Below are 20,079 nucleotides of genomic sequence, written 5' to 3' on the forward strand. Positions count from 1 at the left end.
TCGCGCGTCAATTCAGGGAATCGTCGGCGGAGGGGTTTTCACACGGTCTGTAGGATTTGTGCGACAGCCTGCCGCCGGTGCGGACTTGCAGGACTGGGCGGGCGAAGTTGTCATTGTTGAAGACTGCATCGGCAGTAGAAGCCGGCGCGCACATACTTTCGTAAATATCGAAGGCTGGCTTATATCGAACCGCATAGAGCTGACGTGTGGCATCTGCCCCACCTAAACGCCCGGCGTCCCGATCAATACCGCGCTGTTCGGAAAGCTGCTCCGAGGTTTCTACGAAAATCGCCAAATCCCAGTCGTCGCGTAGCTCGGGCCGCTGGAGAAAAGTGCCATCTACGATCAATATGGCATCGGCCGACGCAACTTGTGGCTCCTGCTTTATAGGCTGGTCATTGTCGAGATCGAATGACGCCGTGCGATACCGCCGATCGCCGCCCGGCCCCAAGGGGGAAAGCAAAAGTGCGTTGATAGCCGGAAGATCGCGCGCGTCGTAATAGTAGCCTTCGGCGGAGTGACGACCACGCGCATAGCGTTCTACCTTGGGCCGGTGGAATCCGTCGATTGAAGTCCGAATAACCGCCCTTCCTGTCTTGCCGAGAGCTTCGGCCAGTTCATCCGCCAGCGTTGTGTTCCCTGATGCCGTCCGTCCGTCAATCGCGACCCGAATGGGCCTGGCTGACCGGATGCCTGCGATCAAAGAGGCGAGTTCATCCAGCACCGCAGCCCTATCTGAAGATTCCATGTTTCTCCCCATCAGTTGTCGCGAAAATCCCGAGACCTGCGACACCTCCACACTACTGCGCCGGCGCTTGGCGCTGGCACGGTGATGGTGCATTTCTGATCCTTGTATGCGGCGGTAGAAAAGTAGGCCATGTAGCGCAGCGAAGCAGCAGGTTGTGTCGGGAAAGGGTGAATGGTGGTTCGCATACGTCGCTTTGACGAGAAAGATGCTCAGGCCCTAGCCGACTTGATGATCGAGATGGCTGGTTTCTACGGAGCCACTATCAGTTCTGATCTGGTAGTCGCTGAGGACGTGCTTCGCCGTGCCCGGCAGGTGGACATCATCGTAGCTCACGACGATGTTCGACTTCTCGGCTTTGCCACGTTCACATCTCTCTACCCCGTCGCCGGCCTGCTCACATTCACTTACGTCCAGCAGGTTTATGTCGGCCACGCTGCACGCCGCCGTGGCGTCGCACAGAAGTTGATGGCTGGGATTGCACAGGCGGCGAAGGCCGCAGGAAGCACTAGGATCGAATGGTCCACCTCAAGAGAAAACGTGGCAGCGCGGTCGCTCTATGGCGGGCTGGGCGCAAACGGGTCTGACAAGGTTTATTATGTGCTTGAGGGGTCAGCCCTCGATCAATTAGCCGCACGAGGACAGCAAGACGCGTAGGTCTGGTTTCCCCCAAATGCGCTGAGTCTGCGCGAAAATCAGGAAGTTCGCACGAGCGTGGCGAACTTGGGGGGGGTAGCAGCAGCGGGCAGCTGTAATTACAGCGGTCGGATAGGGGTTAAAGGGCTTATTGGAATGGCAAACTCGGCGAGGCTGGTTCCGGAACTGGTGGTTTCAGACTTGGAGGTGAGCCTGCGTTTTTGGTGCAATCTGATCGGCTTCTCCGTAGCATTCGACCGGCCGGAAACCGGCTTCGCATACCTGGACCTTGACGGTGCTCAGGTAATGCTTGAGCAGCGCAACACGGCAGACGACCAATGGGTGACGGGGCCGCTCGAAGCACCACTTGATCGTGGCATCAATTTCCAGATCAAGACACCGACCCTCCGGCCGATCCTAGACCGACTGGCAAAAGCGGGATGTCCGCTATTCAAGGAGCCTGAGGAGGCGTGGTATCGAGCCAACACGGTTGAATTCGGCCAGCGACAGTTTCTGGTCATGGACCCAGATGGCTACCTGCTTCGTCTGATCGAAAACATTGGCCAACGCCCTTTCAATGATACCACCAAAATTTAGTATCTGCTTGTCGATGCGCCTGAATGACCTGCAAGTGTCAAAGCCCGGTCGTTTCCGGTTGGTGCGTAATTCACAAGTTATGCGACAGCCCCGGCTCGCGAGAAATGTGGAGAACACGATCACACGTTTCGATTTTGTTGCGCGGCTACGGTTCATCGCAGTCTGCCAGAAGCGACAAGTTCGGAGAGCTGTCTTGGCAACGCGCAATCCGCAGGCAATTCCAGCGCAGCTTCGGGTGCGCCTAAAACGCTGCGCATGGGGATGATCCCAGCCCATACCGGCACGGCGCTCTCTTCGGGGTCTCCCGGGGCGCCAGTACGGATTTTCACGCTAGCCTCTTCAATATCCATCCACAATACACTGGTTGCTTTCAGTTCCTGCTCTGTCATCGGCCGCAAGCCTTCCCACCGGCCTGGAAACAGCCCGTCGACGAAATAACGCAGAGCGTCACCGGTCTCCTTTTTGTCCTCGATCCTGCGCGCGGTGCCGAAGGCCATGGCTGAACGGTAATTTACGGAATGATTGTAGGCCGAGCGCGCCAGCACATATCCATCCATGAAGCTGACCGTCAGACAGACCGGCACGCCCTGCGCGGCGCGCAAGAAACGGCTGGCAGCCGATCCGTGCCAATAAAGCCGGTCGCCATGACGCCAATGGATGGTCGGCGTCACGTAAGGGGCGCCATCCAGCACATACCCCACATGGCAAAGCGGCGCGGCGTCGAGCACGGCGTAGACTGCTTCTTTATCGTAGCTGCCGCGATGATGTTCACGCCGCACACGGTTGCGTTCGGTGATGGGGAATTGAGTGTCTGTGGTGGTGGTCATCGGCTGATCTCCTTTGCCGCGCAGCCTGTCGCATTTGTGGTATGCTCAAAAGCGCCAGTTTAGAGATAAGGGACAGACCAGTTGGCGACTCGGGGACAGAACGCGCTCGTGGCACTGGAGCGTGCGCGCGGAGATTTGCAGGGCCAGCTTTTCCGAGCCCTGCGCGCGCGCATTCTCAGTGGCATCCTGCCGCCCGGCGTACGCCTGCCTTCAACACGGCAGCTTGCGGTGTCGCTCGGGCTGTCGCGCTCCACCGTCGTCAGCGCCTATGAGCGGCTGCAGGCCGAAGGGTACGTGACCAACGCCGCCGGCAAGGCCAGCCGGGTGGCGGACATCATGCCGCCCATTGCTGCACCATCCCGTTTGCCGCGGCCGGCGCCCAATACTTTGCCCGCGCCCGCACAGCTTCCAGCGCCACTAGCGCCTGGCGTCCCCGACCTCGCCGCTTTTCCGTCCGTGCAATGGGGCAGGCTGCTGGCAAGCGCTGCCCGACACCTACCGGGCGCTGAGCTTGGGTATGACGCGCCATTCGGCTTGCCAGCGCTGGCCAAGGCCATCCTCGCCCATATCGCGGTGACGCGGGGAGTTGCAGCCGAGCCCGAGCAACTCTTAATATTTCCTTCTACCCGTGCGGCCATTGCCTTGCTGTCGCGTACGGTATTGCGCCGCACGGCACCGGACACCGCACCAGTTTGGATCGAAGATCCCGCCTACCCGAGTGCGCGTCAGATCCTGCGCGAAGCGGGCGCCCGGCTTGTGCCTGTACCAGTTGATGGAGAGGGGATCGACGTGCTTAAGGCTGCGGGATTGCCGCCGCCGTGCCTTATCTACGTCACCCCGTCACATCAATATCCGACCGGCGTGACCATGAGTCTGGCGCGACGCCTTAGCCTACTCGAGCTGGCGCGGCAGACCGGCGCGTTCATTCTTGAAGATGATTACGACAGTGAATTCCAGTTCGATGGTCGCCCGATCGCTGCGCTGCAAGGCATCGATCAGGTTGGCACCGTCATTTATCTCGGCACGCTTTCCAAGGTGTTGGCGCCAGGTCTACGGCTTGCTTACGCCATCGTGCCCCACGGCCTGCTAGCGGAGGTTCAGCGGGGCGTGCGGCTGGAGGGCCTCGCTGTTTCGGTCCATATGCAGGCGGCCTTTCTTGCCTTCCTCCGCGAGGGGCATTTTGGTGCACATATAAGACGCATGAGCACGCTTTATGCCGCTCGCATGACGCGTTTCCGGGAAGAGGTGCAACGAGCTTGCGGCGCGGTTGCCGAACTTGGCCCAGGTACAGGCGGGTTGCAACTGGCCCTATGGTTTAGGAACCAAAATGTCGGTGATGGCGCTGTTGCGGCAAGCATGCAGCGTCAGGGATACGCGCCGCAGCCGATTTCGCCCATGTATCTGGGGGCGCCGCGTGCGGGCCTGTTGTGCGGAATTGCAGGGCTGATGCCAGAACGTGCACGGACTGCTGCAGCCGATATCGCAGCCGCGGTCGCACTGTAGAAAGCTGCCTTTCTTCAGCATTAGAATCTAACACGACGTAGCTCTTAATCTGTTGCGTAGCGCATAAAATAGGGGCAATGGATCGATATTGCCGTGCCGAACATCTGGTACAACCAGCCGGTCGAGTGGAACATCGAGGCGATGCTGTTCTATGCGCGCCGGGCCGAGGAGCAGGCGAGCCACCTGGAAGCCGAGGCGGAAAATCCGCCGCACGGTGTCGCGGATCCGGACTGGCACCGCCGTGAACATCTGCTCCGCGCCGCGGACGCCCGTACCTCCGCGGCGCGCTGTCTCAGGCTGGTCGACCGCATGCGGGAAGAAGGTGTTCCGCTCCGGGAAGGTGCGCCCGAGTCACAGGATGCTGCTGATCCGGAGCCCGGCCCCTGAGACGGGCGCCGTTGCGCTAAACTTTTTTGTATCCGGTAGGCGGCGAGATCGTGTCGCCTGGCGTGGCAGGAGCTGCCCTGCCGGATGGTGGTGGGGCGGGCGGCGGCTTGCTTGGGGCGGCGTAAGGCTGGGTGGGTGCTGGCGAATAGGGTTGGGTTGGAGGCTCAGGTGTGCGCGCCTCAATCGCTGAGATGCACTTGCCGAAGACCTCGGTCGCACCGGCCGATCCAGCGAGGCTGATGACCCACGGCGGCTCGTTGCCGCCTCTGAAGGAAATCACAAGTTCGCGGCCTTGGGCAAACTCGCGCGCGTAGTTTCGAAGAACCCGACCCTGGATCCTCCACTTCACATTGTCGCCGGAGCCAGTGCCGACCGCCACGAAAGGGGCGTCCTCGTCGACTTGAATTTGAACATAGATATTGGTGCCAGGAGGAATAGACCAGCTCTTCTTCTGCAGATCGGCGACGATGAACGGCGTGCCCCTTACGCTCAGGTAGGCAATCGTCTTCTGGCCGCGTCCACCGACCATCATGCAGATTGGACGCTTCTGCGGTGACAGGCCGAAAAGGGTCGACCACGCGCCATTGGAATAGAGAATTTTGATGTTCGAATTTGCAAAAATCGGATTTAGCGCGGATGTGGTCATAATTCCGCCCAAGGCTCCGACCAAATACCAAATTCTTCTCATCACACTATCACTCCCATAGCCAACCTGAAAAATTCAATTTTCTTGAGGGGTAAAAGTCAGCTCACTTACTATTTTCATGAGAAATATAATTTCCCGTAAAATTTGCCAAGGGCGGTCGCATGAGCTGCACGTCTCGCCAGAGCGATCATAAAAGAAAATCGAATTTCCCGGCCGAAAGATTCCATAAATCCGGGCAGGCATTGTATAATATAATTGAAACCACTGTCCTCACATAGTATTCTATATGGCGATTGAATTTCCTATTTTGCTAGGATTTAGAGGGTGGCCAGGCTCTGGATTTTTTCCGACATCCATGCGGAGTTCCGGCGGGGCAAGACACCGGTCGAACAGCTTACGCGGCCGGAGCGCGCCGACATCGCCGTCATTGCGGGAGATGTCGATCACGCGAGGCACGCTGTGGCCACGGCCCGCCGCCTAGTCGGGCATGGCCTGCCGATCGTCATGGTTGCCGGCAACCATGAGCACTACGGAGCGCTGCAGACCGTGCCCCGGGGAATCTCACTGATGAAGCAGGCCGCGCTCGAGGACGGGAACACCTTTGTGCTCGAGAACGACGTCGTGGAGATCCCCGTTCGCGGAGAGCGAGTCCGGTTTATCGGTGCGACGCTCTGGGTGGATTTCGGGCTTTTCGGCGAGCCTGGACGCCATGCCGAATATGGCCGCCGTGGCCTGAACGACTTCTCCGAGATCATCAGCGAGGACCCGTCCCTGTTCGCCATCAGGCCGGTAGACATGACGCGCTGGTTCTCGGCCTCCCGCGCTTTCATCAAACGGGAGCTTGGGAAGCGCCACGACGGGCCGACCGTCGTGATCACTCATCACTGCCCCTCGATCCGGTCGGTCGCCCAGCGCTACCTGAAAGACCCGATGACGCCGTGCTTCGCCTCAAATTGCGACGACTTGCTGGATCTTGGCCCCGATCTCTGGGTGCACGGCCATACCCACGACAGCTTCGATTACCAGGCTGGCCGGACGCGGGTGATCTGCAACCCGCACGGCTATGTTTATGGCGGCAAGCTCGAGAACCGGTCATTCAACCCGGCCCTGGCCGTCGATGTCGGGCAATCGCCATGAGTCGCATGACAGGGCCTGCCAAAGCGGCGCCGCTCGGCGGCATCCTGTTTTACGGCGATCCTCACGGGGAGTGGCGTCCGCTGGTTCGCGCGGTCCTGGAACACCGGCCGGCCGCGGTCGTGATCCTCGGCGATTGCGGCCTGGACGTGCCGCTGCGCCAGAAGCTCGCCTCAGTCTGGGACCTGGTCCCGAGATGGCGCTGGATCATCGGCAACCACGACGTCGACAGCATCGCCGAATACGAGTTTCTGGTGGAGAGCCACCCGGATGGCGACCTGGGCGGGAAATGGGCGGAGCTCGACGGGGAGATCGTCGCGGGTCTTGGTGGCGTCTACGCGGCAAAGGTCTGGTACCCGAAATTCGGCGGCGATCATGACGATCCGCCAAAATTCCGGACCAGGCAGGAAATGATCAAGCAGACCGCACGGGCCGACCGGTTCAAAGGAGGCGTGCCGCGGTCATCGAGGGCGACCATCTTCCCGGAAGACCATGAGGCGCTGCGGCGTGTCAGGGCCGCAATTCTGGCCACACACGACGCCCCGACCTCCCACCGGCACGGCTTTGCAGCGATCGACGAGCTCGCGCGCGAGATGGGCGCCGGCCTCGTCGTCCATGGTCATCACCACCACAGCTATGTGGGGCAAACGGCGGACGGCATCCCCGTCCGGGGGCTGGACATCGCCGAGCCGTGGCTCTGGAAGGAGGGTGAATAACCGCATACTGGAGATGGCCTGAGCGTCGGAATCTATCCAGATCGGTGCCGTTCCTATTTGTATTGTATCAAGGATACTGTTTTTGTAATCTGACATACGCGCTCTGAAGCCAACTTCCATGGCGGAGCCCGAGGAACGCCCGGATGACCGTTTTCGTTGACGATGTCCGCCACCCGTTCGGCCGTATGGTGATGTGTCACATGTGGGCGGACACGCTCGACGAGCTGCTGGCCATGGCCGACCGTATCGGCGTTCAGCGGAAGTGGCTGCAGCAGCCGCCCAAGGCATCCTGGGTCCACTTCGACATCAGCCTCGGCAAGAAGGCCCAGGCAATCGCCGCCGGCGCGATCCTGACTGACCGGTTTGGTCCGGTTGAGCACGTGGCGCGGCTGCGCGGCGATCACGCCAAGATCGCGACGATCGAAGCGATACGCGCGAAGAGCAGGCAGGAAGCGGCCAATGCCTGACGACCTGGTGGCCGTCTGCGCCTTCGCCCGGAAGCACAACCTCCGCGCCATCGATCTGCACGGCCTCTCCATGCTCGTGGAGATCTACGGCCAGCCGGTGCCGGCTGTCTCGAATGGCGCGGCGATGCTCTGCGATCTCGCCGTCGCACTGGAGAGGAGTGGGCACCCCTGTCCGGGGGCGGACGACCCGCCCCCCGGTGGAGATGGTCCTAAACCTCCTAAACTGCCTAAACTGCCTAAACTCTCCAAGACGGCGGATCTCGGTGGCCACCACCCAGCGCCGTTCCTTTCACATCTGGCGCGCATGATGAGCGGAGCAGATCCTCGATGGAGGCCCGCATGCAGACGCCGCTCTCATACGCCGAAGTCGCCGCGAGAATACGGCTTCGCCCGTCTGCCCGTCCCCCCGATCCGTCCGCCGCGCAGAGCCTCGAGAGCTTCCGACGCTTCACGGCCGCGAGCGAGGCTGGCGACCTGGTGGCGGTGAGGAGCGAGAGCGGCGGCCAGGTCCGGTTCTGGCTGACGGGCATCGACGGGCTTTCCCGCGCGCGCGGCCTCCTCTTTACCGAGGACTGTCCGGAATTCGGCGACCATGCCTGGCTGCTCGCGACCGGACGGAACGCCTTCTGCCCGGACGGCCAGGACCGGCTGGTCATCCCGACCGCGGCGGTCATCCGCTTCATCGAGGAATTCCCGCACGGCGTCGCGATCGATGCGTCATCGAGCAGGGCCGCGCTCCTTTCGCCCGACATGGCCTCCGGCTAGGCTGGGCCATGGCCAGATCGCGCTCCCGTCGCCGCCGTTCAGGATCCGAGCCGTTCGCGGCCCTGGCCGGCCTTGTCGCCCTGGCAATGGCCGGCAAGGTTCTTGCTGCCATTCAGCATGATGGCGATCAGCTTGGTGCCGTTCTCCGGGGGCTTGAACTGCCCGCCATGGTCGCGCTGCTCATCATCGTCGGCCTGCTCGTGCTGGCGTTCCAGCTCCGCCGGCGCCGGCGGCGCGCCTACCGCGAGGCGATGCTGCGCATCGGCGGCAGTGACCCGCTCTCGCTATCGCCGGTCCAGTACGAGCATTTCTGCGCCTTCCTGCTCGAGCACTATGGCTGGAAGACCGAGACGACCCGGGCGTCCGGCGATTTCGGGGCCGACATCATCGCCCGCCGCGGCGGCGAGGTCATGGTCGTCCAGTGCAAGCGCTACGCCCAGCCGGTCGGCGTGAAGGCGGTGCAGGAGGCTCATAGCGCCGCGTCATTCTACGGCGCGGGCCGCACCGCGGTCATGGCATGTCGTGGCTTCACGCGCGCCGCGCACGCACTCGCCGGCAAGACGGGGACGGTCCTGGTCCAGGTGGGCGAGAACGACGCCGCCACGTTTCGCTGAGCGCCCGGATCAGGGCGCTGGTTCGGCCGGCGGGTCGTCGGCCGGGTCGCCATTCTGGTCTGAGGGTGCAGGAGAGGTGGGCAGCCCAGCTTCTGGATTGCACGGCGTACGTCGCGAAGGCGGCGGTATGATGTCGTCGATATCCGGCACGCTCATGGCCTCCTCTGTAATCTGCGCATCGTCGCTGTGCGCTTCCGGCTCCCTGATTTCGATGCCGAGATGCCGCATCAGGTTCAGGGCCAGATCGAGGTGGATGTTCAGTCGGCCGCGCTCAAGTTCGGATATTGTCGCCTGGCGTGTTCCAACCATGGCCGCCAGGTCGGCTTGACGGACACCGAAAGAGATGCGGACTTTCCGGATCAGCTGTCCGAAGTGGATCAGTAGATCTGCAGAGCTCTCTTGGTCGATCATCGCGCAGCCTCCATCTCACGGCTGAAAATACGTCGAGACGTATATGATATGATATACGTCTGGAAGTATATTCAATCACAAGCGCCGGGATGCTTGTGATCCGAAATCCCCGCAATCAGAACCCCGGTATTGGCCCGTCATCCTCCCGGTCGTCGTAGTGGACATGCTGGTCTGCCTTCTCCATCCACGCGGACACGGCGGCTTCGACGGCCGGCCCGGCCGCCTTCGCCAGGCGGCCCAGCCGCTCCCGGTCCAGTGTTTCGAGGTCGATGTCGTGGATTGGCGGGAGGTGCATGTCGGATCGGGGCGAGCTGCCGAGGTAGATCCAGTCGATGAGCGCCTTCTCGGGCGTTGCGATCGGCATGCGTCCGGGGAATGGCCGATTGAGGGCCTCCAGACGGTCCTCTTCCTCACCAGCCGCCAGCACCGCGGCGGGGATCCCCTTGAAGACGAACACGCCGGCCTCGGTCGCGCGGTGCCCAAGGGTTGGCGGCGGATGGCCGGTCCTGAGCGGCACGACCGCGGTGACATAGGCGGACGGGTTGTTCAGGATGCCGTGCGCGCCGAGGACGCGCTGCAGAGACACGATGGCCCCCGGCTCGAGGTGTTCGGCCGCCTCGTCCGGCCCGGCCGCCGGGGATGCCTCGCGGTTCAGGTAGAGCCGGCGGTTGACTGGCCAGATGCACCGGGCATCCGCAAGGTCGCCCACGAGCCGGCGGTATCCGCTCGTCGACAGCATTATGCCACCACCCGCGAAGAGATCTTCGAGCCCGCGGCGCGTGATGACGCGCGGAACCCCGAGCCCCCGGAGGAGCTCGATCGCGCGGATGACCGTGCTCATGGTGTCGGGCCTGGCTCCTGGTTATCCGGCCGGCGATCGGGGCTCCGGTCTCCGTCGGCCAGCCATTTCTCGACGGCGAGCGCGACCCGGACCTTCATCTCCTCGAACGCATCCCGGTCCAGCGCCTCCGCCACGCCGGCCGGCAGGGTCGGCAGCACCTCCTCGCGGAAGAGCTTCCAGCTCATGGTGTCCAGCTTGTCGAACAGCGCCTGCCGGGCACGCTCTGTGCGCAGGTGATCGATCATGTGCGGCGGCGGCTCCGCCCGCATGGTGATGAGGATGTCGAGGTCCCACAGGTCACGCGGCGCCAGCCGGTTCTCGCTGAGCAGCGCGATTGTCTTGGCTCCGGCCATGGCATCCGCGGAATAGGTGTCGACCATCACGAGGGCGCCGCCGATTTCGGCCGGTGGCTGCATCTCCATCCTGGTCAGGCAATCATCCCCCGGCATCGGCCGGCGCGACACTTCGATGGTGAGCGCGACCTGAGAACCTCCGACAGTCCGGCCGCCGATCTTCCACCGCGCCACGGTGTCGGTTTGCTTCGGCTCGCTGATCCGGACATCTTCGAGAATGCCCGTGGCTACGGCGTTGCGGATGGCCGACCGGATCAGCGTCTGGGTGCGCGCCAGGTTGGCCCGCCGCGCATCGTGCTGCAGGTCGATGTCCTTGGTGTGCCGTGCGCTCCCGAACAGCGCGCGCATGGCAAATCCACCCTTCAGCGCAATCTCCCGCTCGGTCGATTTCACGAATATGCTCCGCACAACCTCGTATTGAAGCAGTTCCCGCGCGACGTCGGCATCGTTCGGGGTATCCCTGATTAAGCTGGAAACAGTCATTTTATGCCCCTTTTCAGCTTAATCAACCGAGGCTACGGCCGAGGCTGGTGGAGCGGCGATGGGGCGAACGCGGCGGGTCAGCCCGATCCGGACAGCACCGCGCAGGCGGCGATCGATCCGGATCAGCTTTTTCAGGAGCCAGATTTCGGCCGGCGCGAGCCAGCCTGATCGTCTCAGGGTCACGGGTATCTCCGCTCGTTTTTCCGATCCTGGTGGGCGCGATGTGAAACCAACAAGCCGCGGGATGCCGGATCGCTGCCGTCGCCCGCCCGGCCCCTATGTCAGCTGCTCGAAGCGATAGCCGGCGGCGTGGTATTCGCTGGGGCTGGCCGTGGTCAGGTAGCGATCGTTCCAGTCAGATTCGCCAGCACGCGCGATATCTACGGGCCCGTTGATCCTGACAGCGAGCCGGCCTGCCCGTGCCCGGATGGCCTGGTCGCTCGGCGCCTGGACGAAAGTCCTGTCCTCGGGGCCCATCGCTTCATTCGGAAAGGCACGCAACTCGAATTGCAGCATGATGTGCTCCAGAGCCCGCCGCAGTGGCCGGCGGCAGGCGATTGAATGCCTGATATAGCAATACAACTATGATTCTATCGGTTCAATAAAAAAGGAGAGGAGCTGCCACCGCCTGACAGGGTGGGCGATACGCCGCGGCAGGTCTTGAGGACGCCGGCATTTCGGGCATTAGGACCCGGGGCGCGGTCTCTGCCTGAATCAGAAGGCGGATGGTGCCTCGACCGGATCGCCCACCGCCCGCGTCTCTGTCGTCGCCGCGCGGTCATTCCTGGTCGGCTGATGCTGCAAGACCTCGAGATAGATCCCCGCGGCGCGCTTGTAGGCCCTATGTTGCAGGCGTCCCGCTTCGTCACCTGTCACCGGGCGCTGGATCTTGGCCGCGGCGATGACGAAGCGCCCGACGGACTCCATGAACTCGGCCAGGCCGGGCTCTCGTGCCTGAGCGGCGATCGACAGAGCCCGAAATGCCAGCCGGTCGCGAGGAGTCGGATTTTCGCAGTGTGTCCAGAGCTTTCCGGAGATTGCGGCGCACGCCGCCCCCTCGGAAGCGATCCTGTCCCGATCACCTGTCCCGAGCGCGGCCTCCATGTCGAGAAGGGCACCCCGGACAAGCCAGTCCTCCTGCCGGCAGATCGGCAGCAAAAGAGAACGGATGACCTGGGCGGCGACCATGCGAGCAACAGCCTGATCCGATCTGCCGCCGGGATCCCTTTCCTGGATCCGACGGATGAAGGATTCGGCATCGCCGGGGGCGGCGCTCATTCCTCTGAACAAGGCGCTTGCGGCGGCCCCGATGCGCATTGCCTGCCGGTCGTCCCGCCCGCCGATTATCTGGCCGAGATTCATCGTGGCACTCCTTCAAATGCTTCCCGGAGCTTGTTGACCAACTGCGTAACCAACAAGCCGGCCACGGGATTCCCCGGGGCAGAGGCATTCGCTTGAAAGTGCTCTCGATGTCTTGATTCGAGATTAAGATCGGCGCGCCTTCAGGGCGCAGGCATGTCATCCACTGCATCATCCGAGCGGGCAGCATCAAGGATTTTGGCCTGAGTAGCAGCTGCCGGCATCTGGAACAGGCGCGGGAAGATGAGATCGGCCTCCTCCAGCGGAAAGCCTATCGTGAAGGGGGCCGATCGACCTTCGGATTCAAGGAGGCCCCGCTCAACCAGCGGCGTGACGATGCGGCGCGCGTGCCGTTCGGACACACCAAGCAGGGTTTCGACCTCTCCCTTCGGTACATGCCCACGCAGATAGGCCAGCTCGAGAATGGCGAACGCCCGGGGATCGAGGCGCCCGGTCTCGGCCTCATGCTGGACGAACAGCCTGAGCCGCGGAAGCAGGGTGTCCGGAGCCAGCATGTCACGCATGAACCGGACCTGGTCGAGAGCGGTCACGAGGAAATACGCGCAGAACTCCGCGAGGCCAGACGCGGATAGCGTGCCGCGGCCATCGGTGCCCCCCTGTGGCGGATAGTCGGCCCGCGCAAGCTTGGCGCGGTAATCACCGAGCGTCCTGGCCAGGCCCCGCGACACCGACCAGAGATCCGCCCCCTTCGTGAAGCGCCTGAACCAGGCATGGGTGTAGAGGCGCGCGGTGCGGCCATTCCCGTCGAGGAAGGGATGGATCCAGGCCAGCCGGTGATGTGAGGCCGCTGCGGCGATCAGGGAGAAGGCGGGTCCGACGCCTCTATAGCCGGCCTCGAAATGTGCCATGAACCCAGGCACCATCTCCGGCGCGACCGCCTCGTGACGTCCCACCACCACATACAGGTTCCGGAACTCGCCCGGCACGACGCGGTGCCGAACTCCGTTCAGCTCCACTGACCTGAACGATTCCGGCATGTGCAGGTAGAAGTCCTTGTGGATCGACCTGATCAACTCCGTGCCGAGACCAAGGCGATCATAGGCTCCATCATCGATCCGTTCCTGGACCTTGATATGCGCACGCGCCTCCACCTGCTTGTCCCGGACGGCCGGATCAGACGAGTAATTCTCCGACAGGGCGCGCTGGATGTCTTTCGGATGGGTGTTATGGCCCTCTATCAAGTTGCTGTAGTAGCAATTCATCGCTCTAACGAGACGGGCAATCGCGAGCCTCGGCGCATCAGGTATCATCCCGCCCATTTCGGCCGCCTCAGATGTGATGCGGAAGGACAAATCGAGTAGGTGCCTGGATTCGGCACGCCCCTCCTCCGGCATCAAAGTCAGGGAACCAGGAAATTCACGCATCTTTTTGACCTATAATATGTCCGGTCTCTTGTCCAAAACTGGATATCATAATTCCCTGCATATTACTATTATTTTTTATTTTTCGGAATAAATTCGGCCGCTATGATGTCCGAATTTTTGACCGCAACAGACACTCGATTTCGGACGCTCATTGGCCAGGCGCCGGCATGTCGTCCACCTCGGGTCGAATCTCCGGCTGTCCGTGCACCCGGACCGTCCGCCCGACCGGCGCGTCACCCACCCCCATGCGGATATGTGGCCGGCGCCAGAAGATGGTCCCGCCACGATGGACCAGATGGCCGCGCACCCAGTGCGTCGCGCGCGGACCTGCCGCACCACCTGCGGCCACCCGCCGGCGCTCGGCACGCTCCTCCGGCGAGACGTTCATCGACACGACCAGGTGATCGAGCAGGGGGCTCCGGCCCGATTTCACCCTGGCCTTGTTGAGCCGGGCGCGGTCGACCGGGGCCGTTCGCACCGCTTGCCGGGCATTCATCATCGCCGCGGCGGGGACCAGCATGCAGTACTCCGACCAGATGTCCGCGACGGCGTTCGAGACGAATTCGACCGGATTGTAGTGGCCCAGATGAGCGATGAGCTTGGCGACACCGGAGTTGCTCCAGTCCATCATCATCGTGGCCCGTATCCGGTCCAGGTAGCGAGCTCGCCCTGGTTCAAGCTCATTGTTGAATCCGATCTCCGGGATGGGAATCCCGGTTGCACGCTCGAGGGAAGCGGCTCCGACCATGGCCCGGGCGTCGAGATCCTGCCGGTCGAGGTCGAAATGGATTGTGGGCAGGTTCGACATCACCATGCCGTCGTAGTTGCTCGTCAGGCCGCCTTTGCCGTCGGATTCCGGCACCGGCCAGAGCACGGAAATCTCGCCTCTCCGACCGCTTTCGTCGGTCTCGACGATGAAGCCGACCCGCTTCGGCATGAAATTGTCATCCTGAACTCGCTGGCGGACATGCGCACGCCGCCAGGTATCCCGGGCGAAGTCGTCGTCCCACTCGAACCAGGCGCACCGCCACGGAATCCGGATCGCATCGATGCAACCGGTGAGCGCCTCGGGGTAGTCGATCGAGCTGGTGATCAACGCCTCCGTTACGTCGTTGGCCAGGATGAAGCGCGGCGCCGAGGGCAGCGTGTCCGCGACCGAGACGATCCGCTGGATCGAGGCAGTCGCCGCTTGCAGTGCTCCCGGGACAGCGAGGATCCTGTTCCTCATCGCGACGACCTGATCACACAGAAGCATTCGACATCTCCCGACCATACTCGATAGAGCGGCGCGCTCACCGCACTTACAATACAAAATTGGTGAGTAATTATGAAGTTTCATCTTCGTTTTTTGCACATTCAGGATGTAATCTGGCTGGGAAACCCGGAGATGAATCAATGAGCGGTCAAAGCCAGTCCGGCCAGGCCCGCCCGGAAGCGGGCGATCGCGAGCACTATGCGTGGCACCACATGCGACAGCCGAACGGCTTCACCTGCGGTTCGACCTGCGTGGGCATGCTCTCCAGTATCCTCCTTGCCGGCGAGCCCGATCCGCCGCGCCTCCATCCCGAGGTCATCGCCGGCATGATGGGGACCAACCCCCGGACCGGGACGACCGAGGTCGAGATGAAGCGCGGTCTCGATCTCTATGGCATCCCGCACGAGCGGATGCCGCCGACCGCAGACGGTGCGGGGCCGGACCGGATGGAAGACCTCGTCGGCTGGCTGGAAGCGGGCAACATGGCCATGCTCCGATGCCTCGTCATCGGCATGAAGCACTGGATCCTCGCGACGCACGCCGACGCGCGCGGCATCCATGTTCTCGACCCGGCAGCCCAGAGCCCGGGCATCCTTTCTCCCAATCACGTCGCCTCGCTCATCCGGCCGCGCGGTTGGGAATTCTGGAAGATTCCGGCCAACGTGCCCTGCCGGGCACTGCATTTCGGCCGGCTGCCAAGACCCGGCATTACGACCGATGCGATGCAGGACGCGGTTGTTGGGCTCCTCCTCGATCATGGCGACCTCGAGCGGCGGATGATCCCGCCCGAGGCTGCCCGCTGGCTCGTCGGGCAGCTTATGCGCTCCGAACAGAGCTATGGCCTGTGGGCTGGCAACCGGCTCCTGGCTGCCCACATCGCCAGCGGCTGCCAGCCGTGGAAGGTCCTCGAGGATGCCGGCTTTACGGTCGACGAGGCGACCATGGAGCGTCTGCGCGTCCAACTCGCCCGCCTGCCCGGCGCAGTCTGTCATTCGCTCGCCACCGCGGTGCATCCGGACGTCGAGGAAAATGGCGGCCGGTGGCTGGTCGATGCCGCGCCCGGGCTGTTCGGCTTTGCCGGCGTCCACGGCATCGAGCGCGTGGATGAGGCAGCCGGCGAGGGGGCTGGTGCCACGCTCATGGAGATCCGCCAGGGCGAGATGCGATACTTCATCCGGGAGACACCGGATCTGGACGGCATGGTCGACCATTCCGAAATGGCAGTGGGTGCGATCCACGGGGCGCCCGATGATGATGCGCAGGGGCCCAGGCCATCTCCAGGGTAAGAAGGTGAGCTGGCCCTCCGGCCTGTCCCCTCATGCATCGCAGCCGAAGCGTCTACACCTCGGGTGACGGCGATCCGCGTGGCCGATCAAGCCCGTAGCGCCTGCGCATCAGGCCAGCATCGATCATGACATCGGCCAGCCGGTCATGATAGCCGATATCGGCGCCAATCCGGCACCCGAGCTCATAGCCGCTGATGGCCGCGGCCAGGCCGCCCGGTGAGTACAGGTGCGCTCCATACCCGTCATCATCCTCCAGCATCCTGGAATAGAGGGAGAGCTCGGCGCCGAGCCCCAGGCCCCGCCACTGGGGAGCGACGAAAATCATGCCATAACCTGAAACGGCGACGACGCCCCCTTCGTTTGCGCGGCATGCAATGAAGGGTATCCCAGTCTCGGGGTCGCGGGCATCGGCAAGGCAGATGGATATTCCCTCCGCCCCGCAGGCATCCGACGAGAGGACCTTCGTCTCTTCCACCTGCCGAAAAAGGGGCCGCAACATCCGCTCCGCAGAGGCCGAGTACGTCTCGCCAATTTCGAGCCGTGAGAGGCTCCCGTGCCTGCCCAGCAGAAATGCAGGGGCACCAGTCTGCCACGGGGCGCGCCCTGACGCTGCCGCCGCGGCGATGGCTCGGGCGAGGTGCGGCCGGGCGAAAGCCGGCGTCACGGCTGCGGCTCGGGCCCCGGCTCCGGCGTGACCTCGTCAAGATGTCCGATCTCCTGGCTGGCCTCGTCAATGAACTGCGCCATCAGGCTGTCCGTGCTGCCGCGGAAGATCGACTTCGGCGTGACCAGCATCGCGCTGCCGCCAGTGGCCTGCGGCTCAGGCTTGCTGCAGGTCCAGGCCGCCGTGATCCGGATCATCCGCTGGGGCAGGCGCGCGGAGATGTCCTGCAGCACCGCCAGCCACGCGTCCTCGTCGATATCGACCGTGACCATGTCATCGTCGCCGCTGCCCCCAGCCGCCGCGGCTTCCAGTGCAGCGGCGAGGGTGCGGCCGACACCGGTGGCCTTGTCCGGAAGGCTCTCGAATGCCTTACGCAACTCCGAGAGACGCATCTCCAGGAAACCCCCGGCCGTCTCGCTGGCAAACAGATGAATCAACTCACCGTCCGGCTGTGCATCCTGAAAGGCGGCGTCCAGGATCTCGCGCTCCAACGTGGAAAGCAAAGCCAGCGGCAGCGGCTCATGAACGGCGACGGTGCTGTAATAGTTGGGCATGATGGTTCTCCGATGGCTTCTTCGTGCTATAGAAATCGTGGGACATTTTTCAATGTATGATTGATTTTTGTCGGGTCGCCGCCCATAATGCCGGACACCGGGTTCTCCTGCGCTGGAGAGGTGCCAAGCAATGTCGTTCGCCATCCCTCACGAGCCCCTCAGCCGGGGCTGGCTCCCCTTCGAGCATGTCAGCGGGGAGGAGGCCATCACACATGAGACCGTGGCCGAGGCGCAGGCGGCATGATGACGAGCGACAAGCCCCGCATCTATCTCGCCGGGCCGGACGTCTTCCGGGCCGATTCCGATACTCATGGTGCGCACCTTATCCAGCTCTGTGCCGCGCACGGCGTGACGGGCGTCTACCCGGCGGACAATGATATGGTCGCCGGCATCGACACGATGCTGCGCGCCGGCCAGCCACCTTCAGAGGTCGCGCGGGCGATCTTCCGAGCGAATGCCGATCGCCTCCGCACCTGCGACGCGGTGCTTGCGAACATCGACCCCTTCCGCAGCCCGGGCGCGGATAACGGCACGGCGTGGGAGATGGGGATGGCCTATGGCCTCGGCCTCCCGGTCTTCGCGTACACCTCAGACCTGCGGACGACCCGCGAGAAGATCTCGAACTGGCATTGCGCGCCATTCTCGGTGCAGGACGGCATCATCCGGGATCGCGATGGCATGATGGTCGAGGATTTCGGCGAGGTCGACAACCTCATGCTCACCTGCTCGGTCGTCGGCGAACGCGTTCACCCCGACTTCCTCTCCGCGCTCCGCGCGGCAGCCGCTCACCTCGCCTGACACACATCACCACATGTTCTCATCTTGTTCTGAATGCGCGCAATATATTGTGGGCAACGGGCGCGCGCGACTGCTTGTTCGCTTGCTTTCGCCCTGGCCGTCTGTTTGATTCGCGGCGTGGGCGCTGCATTCGGCATGCGCCCGATCATAACTGGCGGGCAGATTTAGATGACCAAGGCTTCCGGCAATCCGACCGACGATATCAGCGGCTTGCTGGAAGATGGAATTGGCGTTTTCGACGACGCCGGCGAGCTTCACGTGCCCCTGCGCCGCGGGCGTGGCGGCGCGCCGGCGGCAGGCACCCGAGGCGACTGGGGGCTCGAAGAGCCGTCCGCACCACCGATTGTCCAGTCACCCGGCATGAATGACCGGGTCTCGAACTGGGCGGCCCGCAACATCATTGCGCCCGCGATCCTTGCCATCATCCAGCCCACCGGGCTCGACCGCGAGCAGGCCGGGCGCGTGCATGACGCCGTGCGCCGGCTGATCCCGGCCGGCCTGCCGCCGGGGGCCCTGAACCTGCACGGCGCGGTCAAACTGCTGTTCGGCATGGAGTTCCGCTCGCTGCCGCTGAAGACCCGCTGCGAGACGCTCGAGATGTTGCTCGCGTGGATGGGGCTCACCGAGGAGGTCGGCCTCGAGTTCTTCGGTGAGGACATATGGCGGGCGTTGCCGTTCCACTGGAACCAGCGCGTCGCCGAGCTGGACACGAGCGACGACGCGGTCGCACCGGTGGAGGTGGCTGCCGGCGCGACCGACGCCAGGCGGGATGTCGCCACGGGCGTCATCGTTGTGCGCGAGATCGGCAACAGCGACAATGACAGCGCGAAGCGGGCGGACAAGGCAGTGACCAGCCTGGTGCAGAAGCCGCTTCCGCTGTTCCGCTCGAACCGCCTGGATACGTTCCGCGAGCGGATGCTGGCCGACTTCCCTCATGCCGCCACCGCGATCGACGATCTCTACTGGGACCTGACGACGCGCGATCACGTCGCATGGACGCCCCGGATCCTGGTCGGCAACCCGGGGGTCGGCAAGACCAGCTTCGTCGAGGCGGCCTGCCTGGTGCTGGAGATCCCCTACCTGAAATATCCGTGTGGCGGCGATACCGACTCCGTCTCGTTCCGCGGCGCCTCCCGGAAATGGTCCACCACCTCGCCGTCGCTGCCGCTGAGCCTGATCGCCTCGCACCAGATCGCCAATCCGGTCATCATCCTCGACGAGATCGAGAAGGCCGGGACCAGTCGCTACAACGGCAACCTGCTCGACGTATTGCTGGGCATGATGGACCGCAAGCAGGCGTCCGGCTGGTATGACCCGCATGTCGAGGCCCCGATCGACCTCCGCCATGTGAACTGGCTGGCCACGGCCAACTCCACGAAGGACCTGCCGCCCGCGATCCGTGACCGGTTCCGGATGGTGAGCCGCATTGCCGATCCGTCTGCCGAACACGGTCCCCACCTGGTGAAGGCGCTACTCCGGCAGGTCGTGGCCGAGCGCGGTCCAGGAGCTGCGATGATCGAGCCTCTCGGCCTCGATGAGATCGAGGCGATCACCGGGATCTGGGGCGGTGGATCCGTCCGGCAGCTCCAGACGGTGCTGGAGCACTGGCTGCGTCAGCGGGACCGGTCGGCCAGCCGGCACTAGGCTGGCCGA

Annotated in this window: 25 protein-coding genes; 12 read left to right on the plus strand and 13 right to left on the minus strand. The window is 63.4% G+C overall.

Features of this window, described 5'->3' with window-relative positions:
• Positions 1-7: 7 nt before the first annotated feature.
• Entirely contained in the window at positions 8-841 is an 834-nt protein-coding gene (locus tag HUW10_RS02570; RefSeq protein ID WP_201712572.1) for a hypothetical protein, read from the minus strand.
• Positions 842-919: 78 nt separating this feature from the next.
• On the opposite strand from HUW10_RS02570, the gene HUW10_RS02575 reads away from it, so the two are divergent.
• On the plus strand, positions 920-1,402 hold the full coding sequence (locus tag HUW10_RS02575; RefSeq protein ID WP_174502056.1) for a GNAT family N-acetyltransferase: 483 nt from the start codon (positions 920-922) through the stop codon (positions 1,400-1,402).
• A 135-nt stretch (positions 1,403-1,537) separates the two neighbouring features.
• The gene (locus tag HUW10_RS02580; protein WP_174502057.1) at positions 1,538-1,978 is read left to right on the plus strand and encodes a VOC family protein; all 441 of its coding nucleotides are present in this window, start codon (positions 1,538-1,540) and stop codon (positions 1,976-1,978) included.
• Between the two features lie 152 nt (positions 1,979-2,130).
• Here HUW10_RS02580 and HUW10_RS02585 read toward each other — a convergent pair whose 3' ends face one another.
• Complete coding sequence (locus HUW10_RS02585) at positions 2,131-2,805, minus strand: pyridoxamine 5'-phosphate oxidase family protein (RefSeq protein WP_174502058.1); 675 nt, start codon at positions 2,803-2,805, stop codon at positions 2,131-2,133.
• Positions 2,806-2,913: 108 nt separating this feature from the next.
• Here HUW10_RS02585 and HUW10_RS02590 point away from each other — a divergent pair, with 108 nt between their 5' ends.
• Positions 2,914-4,308 (plus strand): PLP-dependent aminotransferase family protein, encoded by a 1,395-nt coding sequence (locus HUW10_RS02590; protein ID WP_236656173.1) that lies wholly within the window; start codon positions 2,914-2,916, stop codon positions 4,306-4,308.
• A gap of 93 nt (positions 4,309-4,401) precedes the next feature.
• Complete coding sequence (locus HUW10_RS02595) at positions 4,402-4,695, plus strand: hypothetical protein (RefSeq protein ID WP_174502060.1); 294 nt, start codon at positions 4,402-4,404, stop codon at positions 4,693-4,695.
• 16 nt (positions 4,696-4,711) lie between these two features.
• Here HUW10_RS02595 and HUW10_RS02600 read toward each other — a convergent pair whose 3' ends face one another.
• Complete coding sequence (locus HUW10_RS02600) at positions 4,712-5,341, minus strand: hypothetical protein (protein ID WP_174502061.1); 630 nt, start codon at positions 5,339-5,341, stop codon at positions 4,712-4,714.
• A gap of 324 nt (positions 5,342-5,665) precedes the next feature.
• Here HUW10_RS02600 and HUW10_RS02605 point away from each other — a divergent pair, with 324 nt between their 5' ends.
• The 5 genes from HUW10_RS02605 (at position 5,666) to HUW10_RS02625 (ending at position 9,037) form a co-directional block, all read left to right on the plus strand.
• On the plus strand, positions 5,666-6,478 hold the full coding sequence (locus HUW10_RS02605) for a metallophosphoesterase (protein ID WP_174502062.1): 813 nt from the start codon (positions 5,666-5,668) through the stop codon (positions 6,476-6,478).
• Positions 6,475-7,191, plus strand: coding sequence for a metallophosphoesterase (locus HUW10_RS02610; RefSeq protein WP_174502063.1), 717 nt, complete (start codon positions 6,475-6,477; stop codon positions 7,189-7,191). Before HUW10_RS02605 ends, HUW10_RS02610 begins: the two co-directional genes overlap by 4 nt.
• Before the next feature lie 143 nt (positions 7,192-7,334).
• Positions 7,335-7,658, plus strand: a complete 324-nt coding sequence (locus HUW10_RS02615; RefSeq protein ID WP_174502064.1) for a DUF4031 domain-containing protein — start codon at positions 7,335-7,337, stop codon at positions 7,656-7,658.
• Between the two features lie 339 nt (positions 7,659-7,997).
• Entirely contained in the window at positions 7,998-8,423 is a 426-nt protein-coding gene (locus HUW10_RS02620) for a hypothetical protein (protein ID WP_174502065.1), read from the plus strand.
• An 8-nt stretch (positions 8,424-8,431) separates the two neighbouring features.
• On the plus strand, positions 8,432-9,037 hold the full coding sequence (locus HUW10_RS02625; RefSeq protein ID WP_174502066.1) for a restriction endonuclease: 606 nt from the start codon (positions 8,432-8,434) through the stop codon (positions 9,035-9,037).
• Between the two features lie 9 nt (positions 9,038-9,046).
• On the opposite strand, the gene HUW10_RS02630 is transcribed toward HUW10_RS02625, so the two are convergent.
• The 8 genes from HUW10_RS02630 to HUW10_RS02665 all read right to left on the minus strand — a co-directional run bounded on the left by HUW10_RS02630 (position 9,047) and on the right by HUW10_RS02665 (position 15,097).
• Positions 9,047-9,448: a helix-turn-helix transcriptional regulator gene (locus HUW10_RS02630; RefSeq protein ID WP_174502067.1), complete on the minus strand. Its 402-nt coding sequence runs from the start codon at positions 9,446-9,448 to the stop codon at positions 9,047-9,049.
• 115 nt (positions 9,449-9,563) lie between these two features.
• Positions 9,564-10,289, minus strand: coding sequence for a hypothetical protein (locus HUW10_RS02635; protein WP_236656174.1), 726 nt, complete (start codon positions 10,287-10,289; stop codon positions 9,564-9,566).
• Positions 10,286-11,125: a nucleotidyl transferase AbiEii/AbiGii toxin family protein gene (locus HUW10_RS02640; protein ID WP_174502068.1), complete on the minus strand. Its 840-nt coding sequence runs from the start codon at positions 11,123-11,125 to the stop codon at positions 10,286-10,288. The genes HUW10_RS02635 and HUW10_RS02640 overlap by 4 nt, the downstream gene beginning before the upstream one ends.
• Before the next feature lie 18 nt (positions 11,126-11,143).
• Positions 11,144-11,308 carry a hypothetical protein gene (locus HUW10_RS02645; RefSeq protein ID WP_174502069.1) on the minus strand — a complete coding sequence of 55 codons (165 nt, stop codon included), beginning with the start codon at positions 11,306-11,308 and terminating at the stop codon, positions 11,144-11,146.
• Positions 11,309-11,401: 93 nt separating this feature from the next.
• Positions 11,402-11,641: a hypothetical protein gene (locus tag HUW10_RS02650; RefSeq protein WP_174502070.1), complete on the minus strand. Its 240-nt coding sequence runs from the start codon at positions 11,639-11,641 to the stop codon at positions 11,402-11,404.
• Positions 11,642-11,839: 198 nt separating this feature from the next.
• Positions 11,840-12,487 carry a hypothetical protein gene (locus tag HUW10_RS02655; RefSeq protein WP_174502071.1) on the minus strand — a complete coding sequence of 216 codons (648 nt, stop codon included), beginning with the start codon at positions 12,485-12,487 and terminating at the stop codon, positions 11,840-11,842.
• Positions 12,488-12,627: 140 nt separating this feature from the next.
• Complete coding sequence (locus tag HUW10_RS02660; RefSeq protein WP_174502072.1) at positions 12,628-13,869, minus strand: Fic family protein; 1,242 nt, start codon at positions 13,867-13,869, stop codon at positions 12,628-12,630.
• 148 nt (positions 13,870-14,017) lie between these two features.
• On the minus strand, positions 14,018-15,097 hold the full coding sequence (locus HUW10_RS02665; protein WP_236656175.1) for a hypothetical protein: 1,080 nt from the start codon (positions 15,095-15,097) through the stop codon (positions 14,018-14,020).
• A gap of 167 nt (positions 15,098-15,264) precedes the next feature.
• Here HUW10_RS02665 and HUW10_RS02670 point away from each other — a divergent pair, with 167 nt between their 5' ends.
• Positions 15,265-16,410 (plus strand): hypothetical protein, encoded by a 1,146-nt coding sequence (locus tag HUW10_RS02670; RefSeq protein WP_174502074.1) that lies wholly within the window; start codon positions 15,265-15,267, stop codon positions 16,408-16,410.
• A 52-nt stretch (positions 16,411-16,462) separates the two neighbouring features.
• On the opposite strand, the gene HUW10_RS02675 is transcribed toward HUW10_RS02670, so the two are convergent.
• Both HUW10_RS02675 and HUW10_RS02680 read right to left on the minus strand, forming a co-directional pair.
• Positions 16,463-16,909, minus strand: coding sequence for a hypothetical protein (locus HUW10_RS02675; RefSeq protein ID WP_174502075.1), 447 nt, complete (start codon positions 16,907-16,909; stop codon positions 16,463-16,465).
• A 161-nt stretch (positions 16,910-17,070) separates the two neighbouring features.
• A complete protein-coding gene (locus tag HUW10_RS02680; protein WP_174502076.1) occupies positions 17,071-17,628 on the minus strand; it encodes a hypothetical protein in 558 nt (185 codons plus the stop codon).
• 240 nt (positions 17,629-17,868) lie between these two features.
• Here HUW10_RS02680 and HUW10_RS02685 point away from each other — a divergent pair, with 240 nt between their 5' ends.
• Both HUW10_RS02685 and HUW10_RS02690 read left to right on the plus strand, forming a co-directional pair.
• Complete coding sequence (locus HUW10_RS02685) at positions 17,869-18,426, plus strand: nucleoside 2-deoxyribosyltransferase (protein ID WP_174502077.1); 558 nt, start codon at positions 17,869-17,871, stop codon at positions 18,424-18,426.
• 168 nt (positions 18,427-18,594) lie between these two features.
• Positions 18,595-20,070, plus strand: coding sequence for an AAA family ATPase (locus HUW10_RS02690; RefSeq protein ID WP_174502078.1), 1,476 nt, complete (start codon positions 18,595-18,597; stop codon positions 20,068-20,070).
• Positions 20,071-20,079 lie beyond the last annotated feature (9 nt).

It is taken from the genome of Acidiphilium sp. C61 (assembly GCF_905116885.1).
Lineage (GTDB): Bacteria > Pseudomonadota > Alphaproteobacteria > Acetobacterales > Acetobacteraceae > Acidiphilium.

Excerpts from the sequence above, each read along its gene's own strand:
- HUW10_RS02655 (WP_174502071.1), bottom strand. The coding sequence starts at position 12,487 with ATGAATCTCGGCCAGATAATCGGCGGGCGGGACGACCGGCAGGCAATG.
- HUW10_RS02580 (WP_174502057.1), top strand. The coding sequence starts at position 1,538 with ATGGCAAACTCGGCGAGGCTGGTTCCGGAACTGGTGGTTTCAGACTTG.
- HUW10_RS02640 (WP_174502068.1), bottom strand. The coding sequence starts at position 11,125 with ATGACTGTTTCCAGCTTAATCAGGGATACCCCGAACGATGCCGACGTC.
- HUW10_RS02670 (WP_174502074.1), top strand. The coding sequence starts at position 15,265 with ATGAGCGGTCAAAGCCAGTCCGGCCAGGCCCGCCCGGAAGCGGGCGAT.
- HUW10_RS02585 (WP_174502058.1), bottom strand. The coding sequence starts at position 2,805 with ATGACCACCACCACAGACACTCAATTCCCCATCACCGAACGCAACCGT.
- HUW10_RS02625 (WP_174502066.1), top strand. The coding sequence starts at position 8,432 with ATGGCCAGATCGCGCTCCCGTCGCCGCCGTTCAGGATCCGAGCCGTTC.
- HUW10_RS02660 (WP_174502072.1), bottom strand. The coding sequence starts at position 13,869 with ATGCGTGAATTTCCTGGTTCCCTGACTTTGATGCCGGAGGAGGGGCGT.
- HUW10_RS02575 (WP_174502056.1), top strand. The coding sequence starts at position 920 with ATGGTGGTTCGCATACGTCGCTTTGACGAGAAAGATGCTCAGGCCCTA.
- HUW10_RS02665 (WP_236656175.1), bottom strand. The coding sequence starts at position 15,097 with ATGAGGAACAGGATCCTCGCTGTCCCGGGAGCACTGCAAGCGGCGACT.
- HUW10_RS02615 (WP_174502064.1), top strand. The coding sequence starts at position 7,335 with ATGACCGTTTTCGTTGACGATGTCCGCCACCCGTTCGGCCGTATGGTG.
- HUW10_RS02620 (WP_174502065.1), top strand. The coding sequence starts at position 7,998 with ATGCAGACGCCGCTCTCATACGCCGAAGTCGCCGCGAGAATACGGCTT.
- HUW10_RS02570 (WP_201712572.1), bottom strand. The coding sequence starts at position 841 with ATGCACCATCACCGTGCCAGCGCCAAGCGCCGGCGCAGTAGTGTGGAG.
- HUW10_RS02635 (WP_236656174.1), bottom strand. The coding sequence starts at position 10,289 with ATGAGCACGGTCATCCGCGCGATCGAGCTCCTCCGGGGGCTCGGGGTT.
- HUW10_RS02680 (WP_174502076.1), bottom strand. The coding sequence starts at position 17,628 with ATGCCCAACTATTACAGCACCGTCGCCGTTCATGAGCCGCTGCCGCTG.
- HUW10_RS02675 (WP_174502075.1), bottom strand. The coding sequence starts at position 16,909 with ATGTTGCGGCCCCTTTTTCGGCAGGTGGAAGAGACGAAGGTCCTCTCG.
- HUW10_RS02630 (WP_174502067.1), bottom strand. The coding sequence starts at position 9,448 with ATGATCGACCAAGAGAGCTCTGCAGATCTACTGATCCACTTCGGACAG.
- HUW10_RS02610 (WP_174502063.1), top strand. The coding sequence starts at position 6,475 with ATGAGTCGCATGACAGGGCCTGCCAAAGCGGCGCCGCTCGGCGGCATC.
- HUW10_RS02690 (WP_174502078.1), top strand. The coding sequence starts at position 18,595 with ATGACCAAGGCTTCCGGCAATCCGACCGACGATATCAGCGGCTTGCTG.
- HUW10_RS02600 (WP_174502061.1), bottom strand. The coding sequence starts at position 5,341 with ATGACCACATCCGCGCTAAATCCGATTTTTGCAAATTCGAACATCAAA.
- HUW10_RS02650 (WP_174502070.1), bottom strand. The coding sequence starts at position 11,641 with ATGCTGCAATTCGAGTTGCGTGCCTTTCCGAATGAAGCGATGGGCCCC.
- HUW10_RS02685 (WP_174502077.1), top strand. The coding sequence starts at position 17,869 with ATGATGACGAGCGACAAGCCCCGCATCTATCTCGCCGGGCCGGACGTC.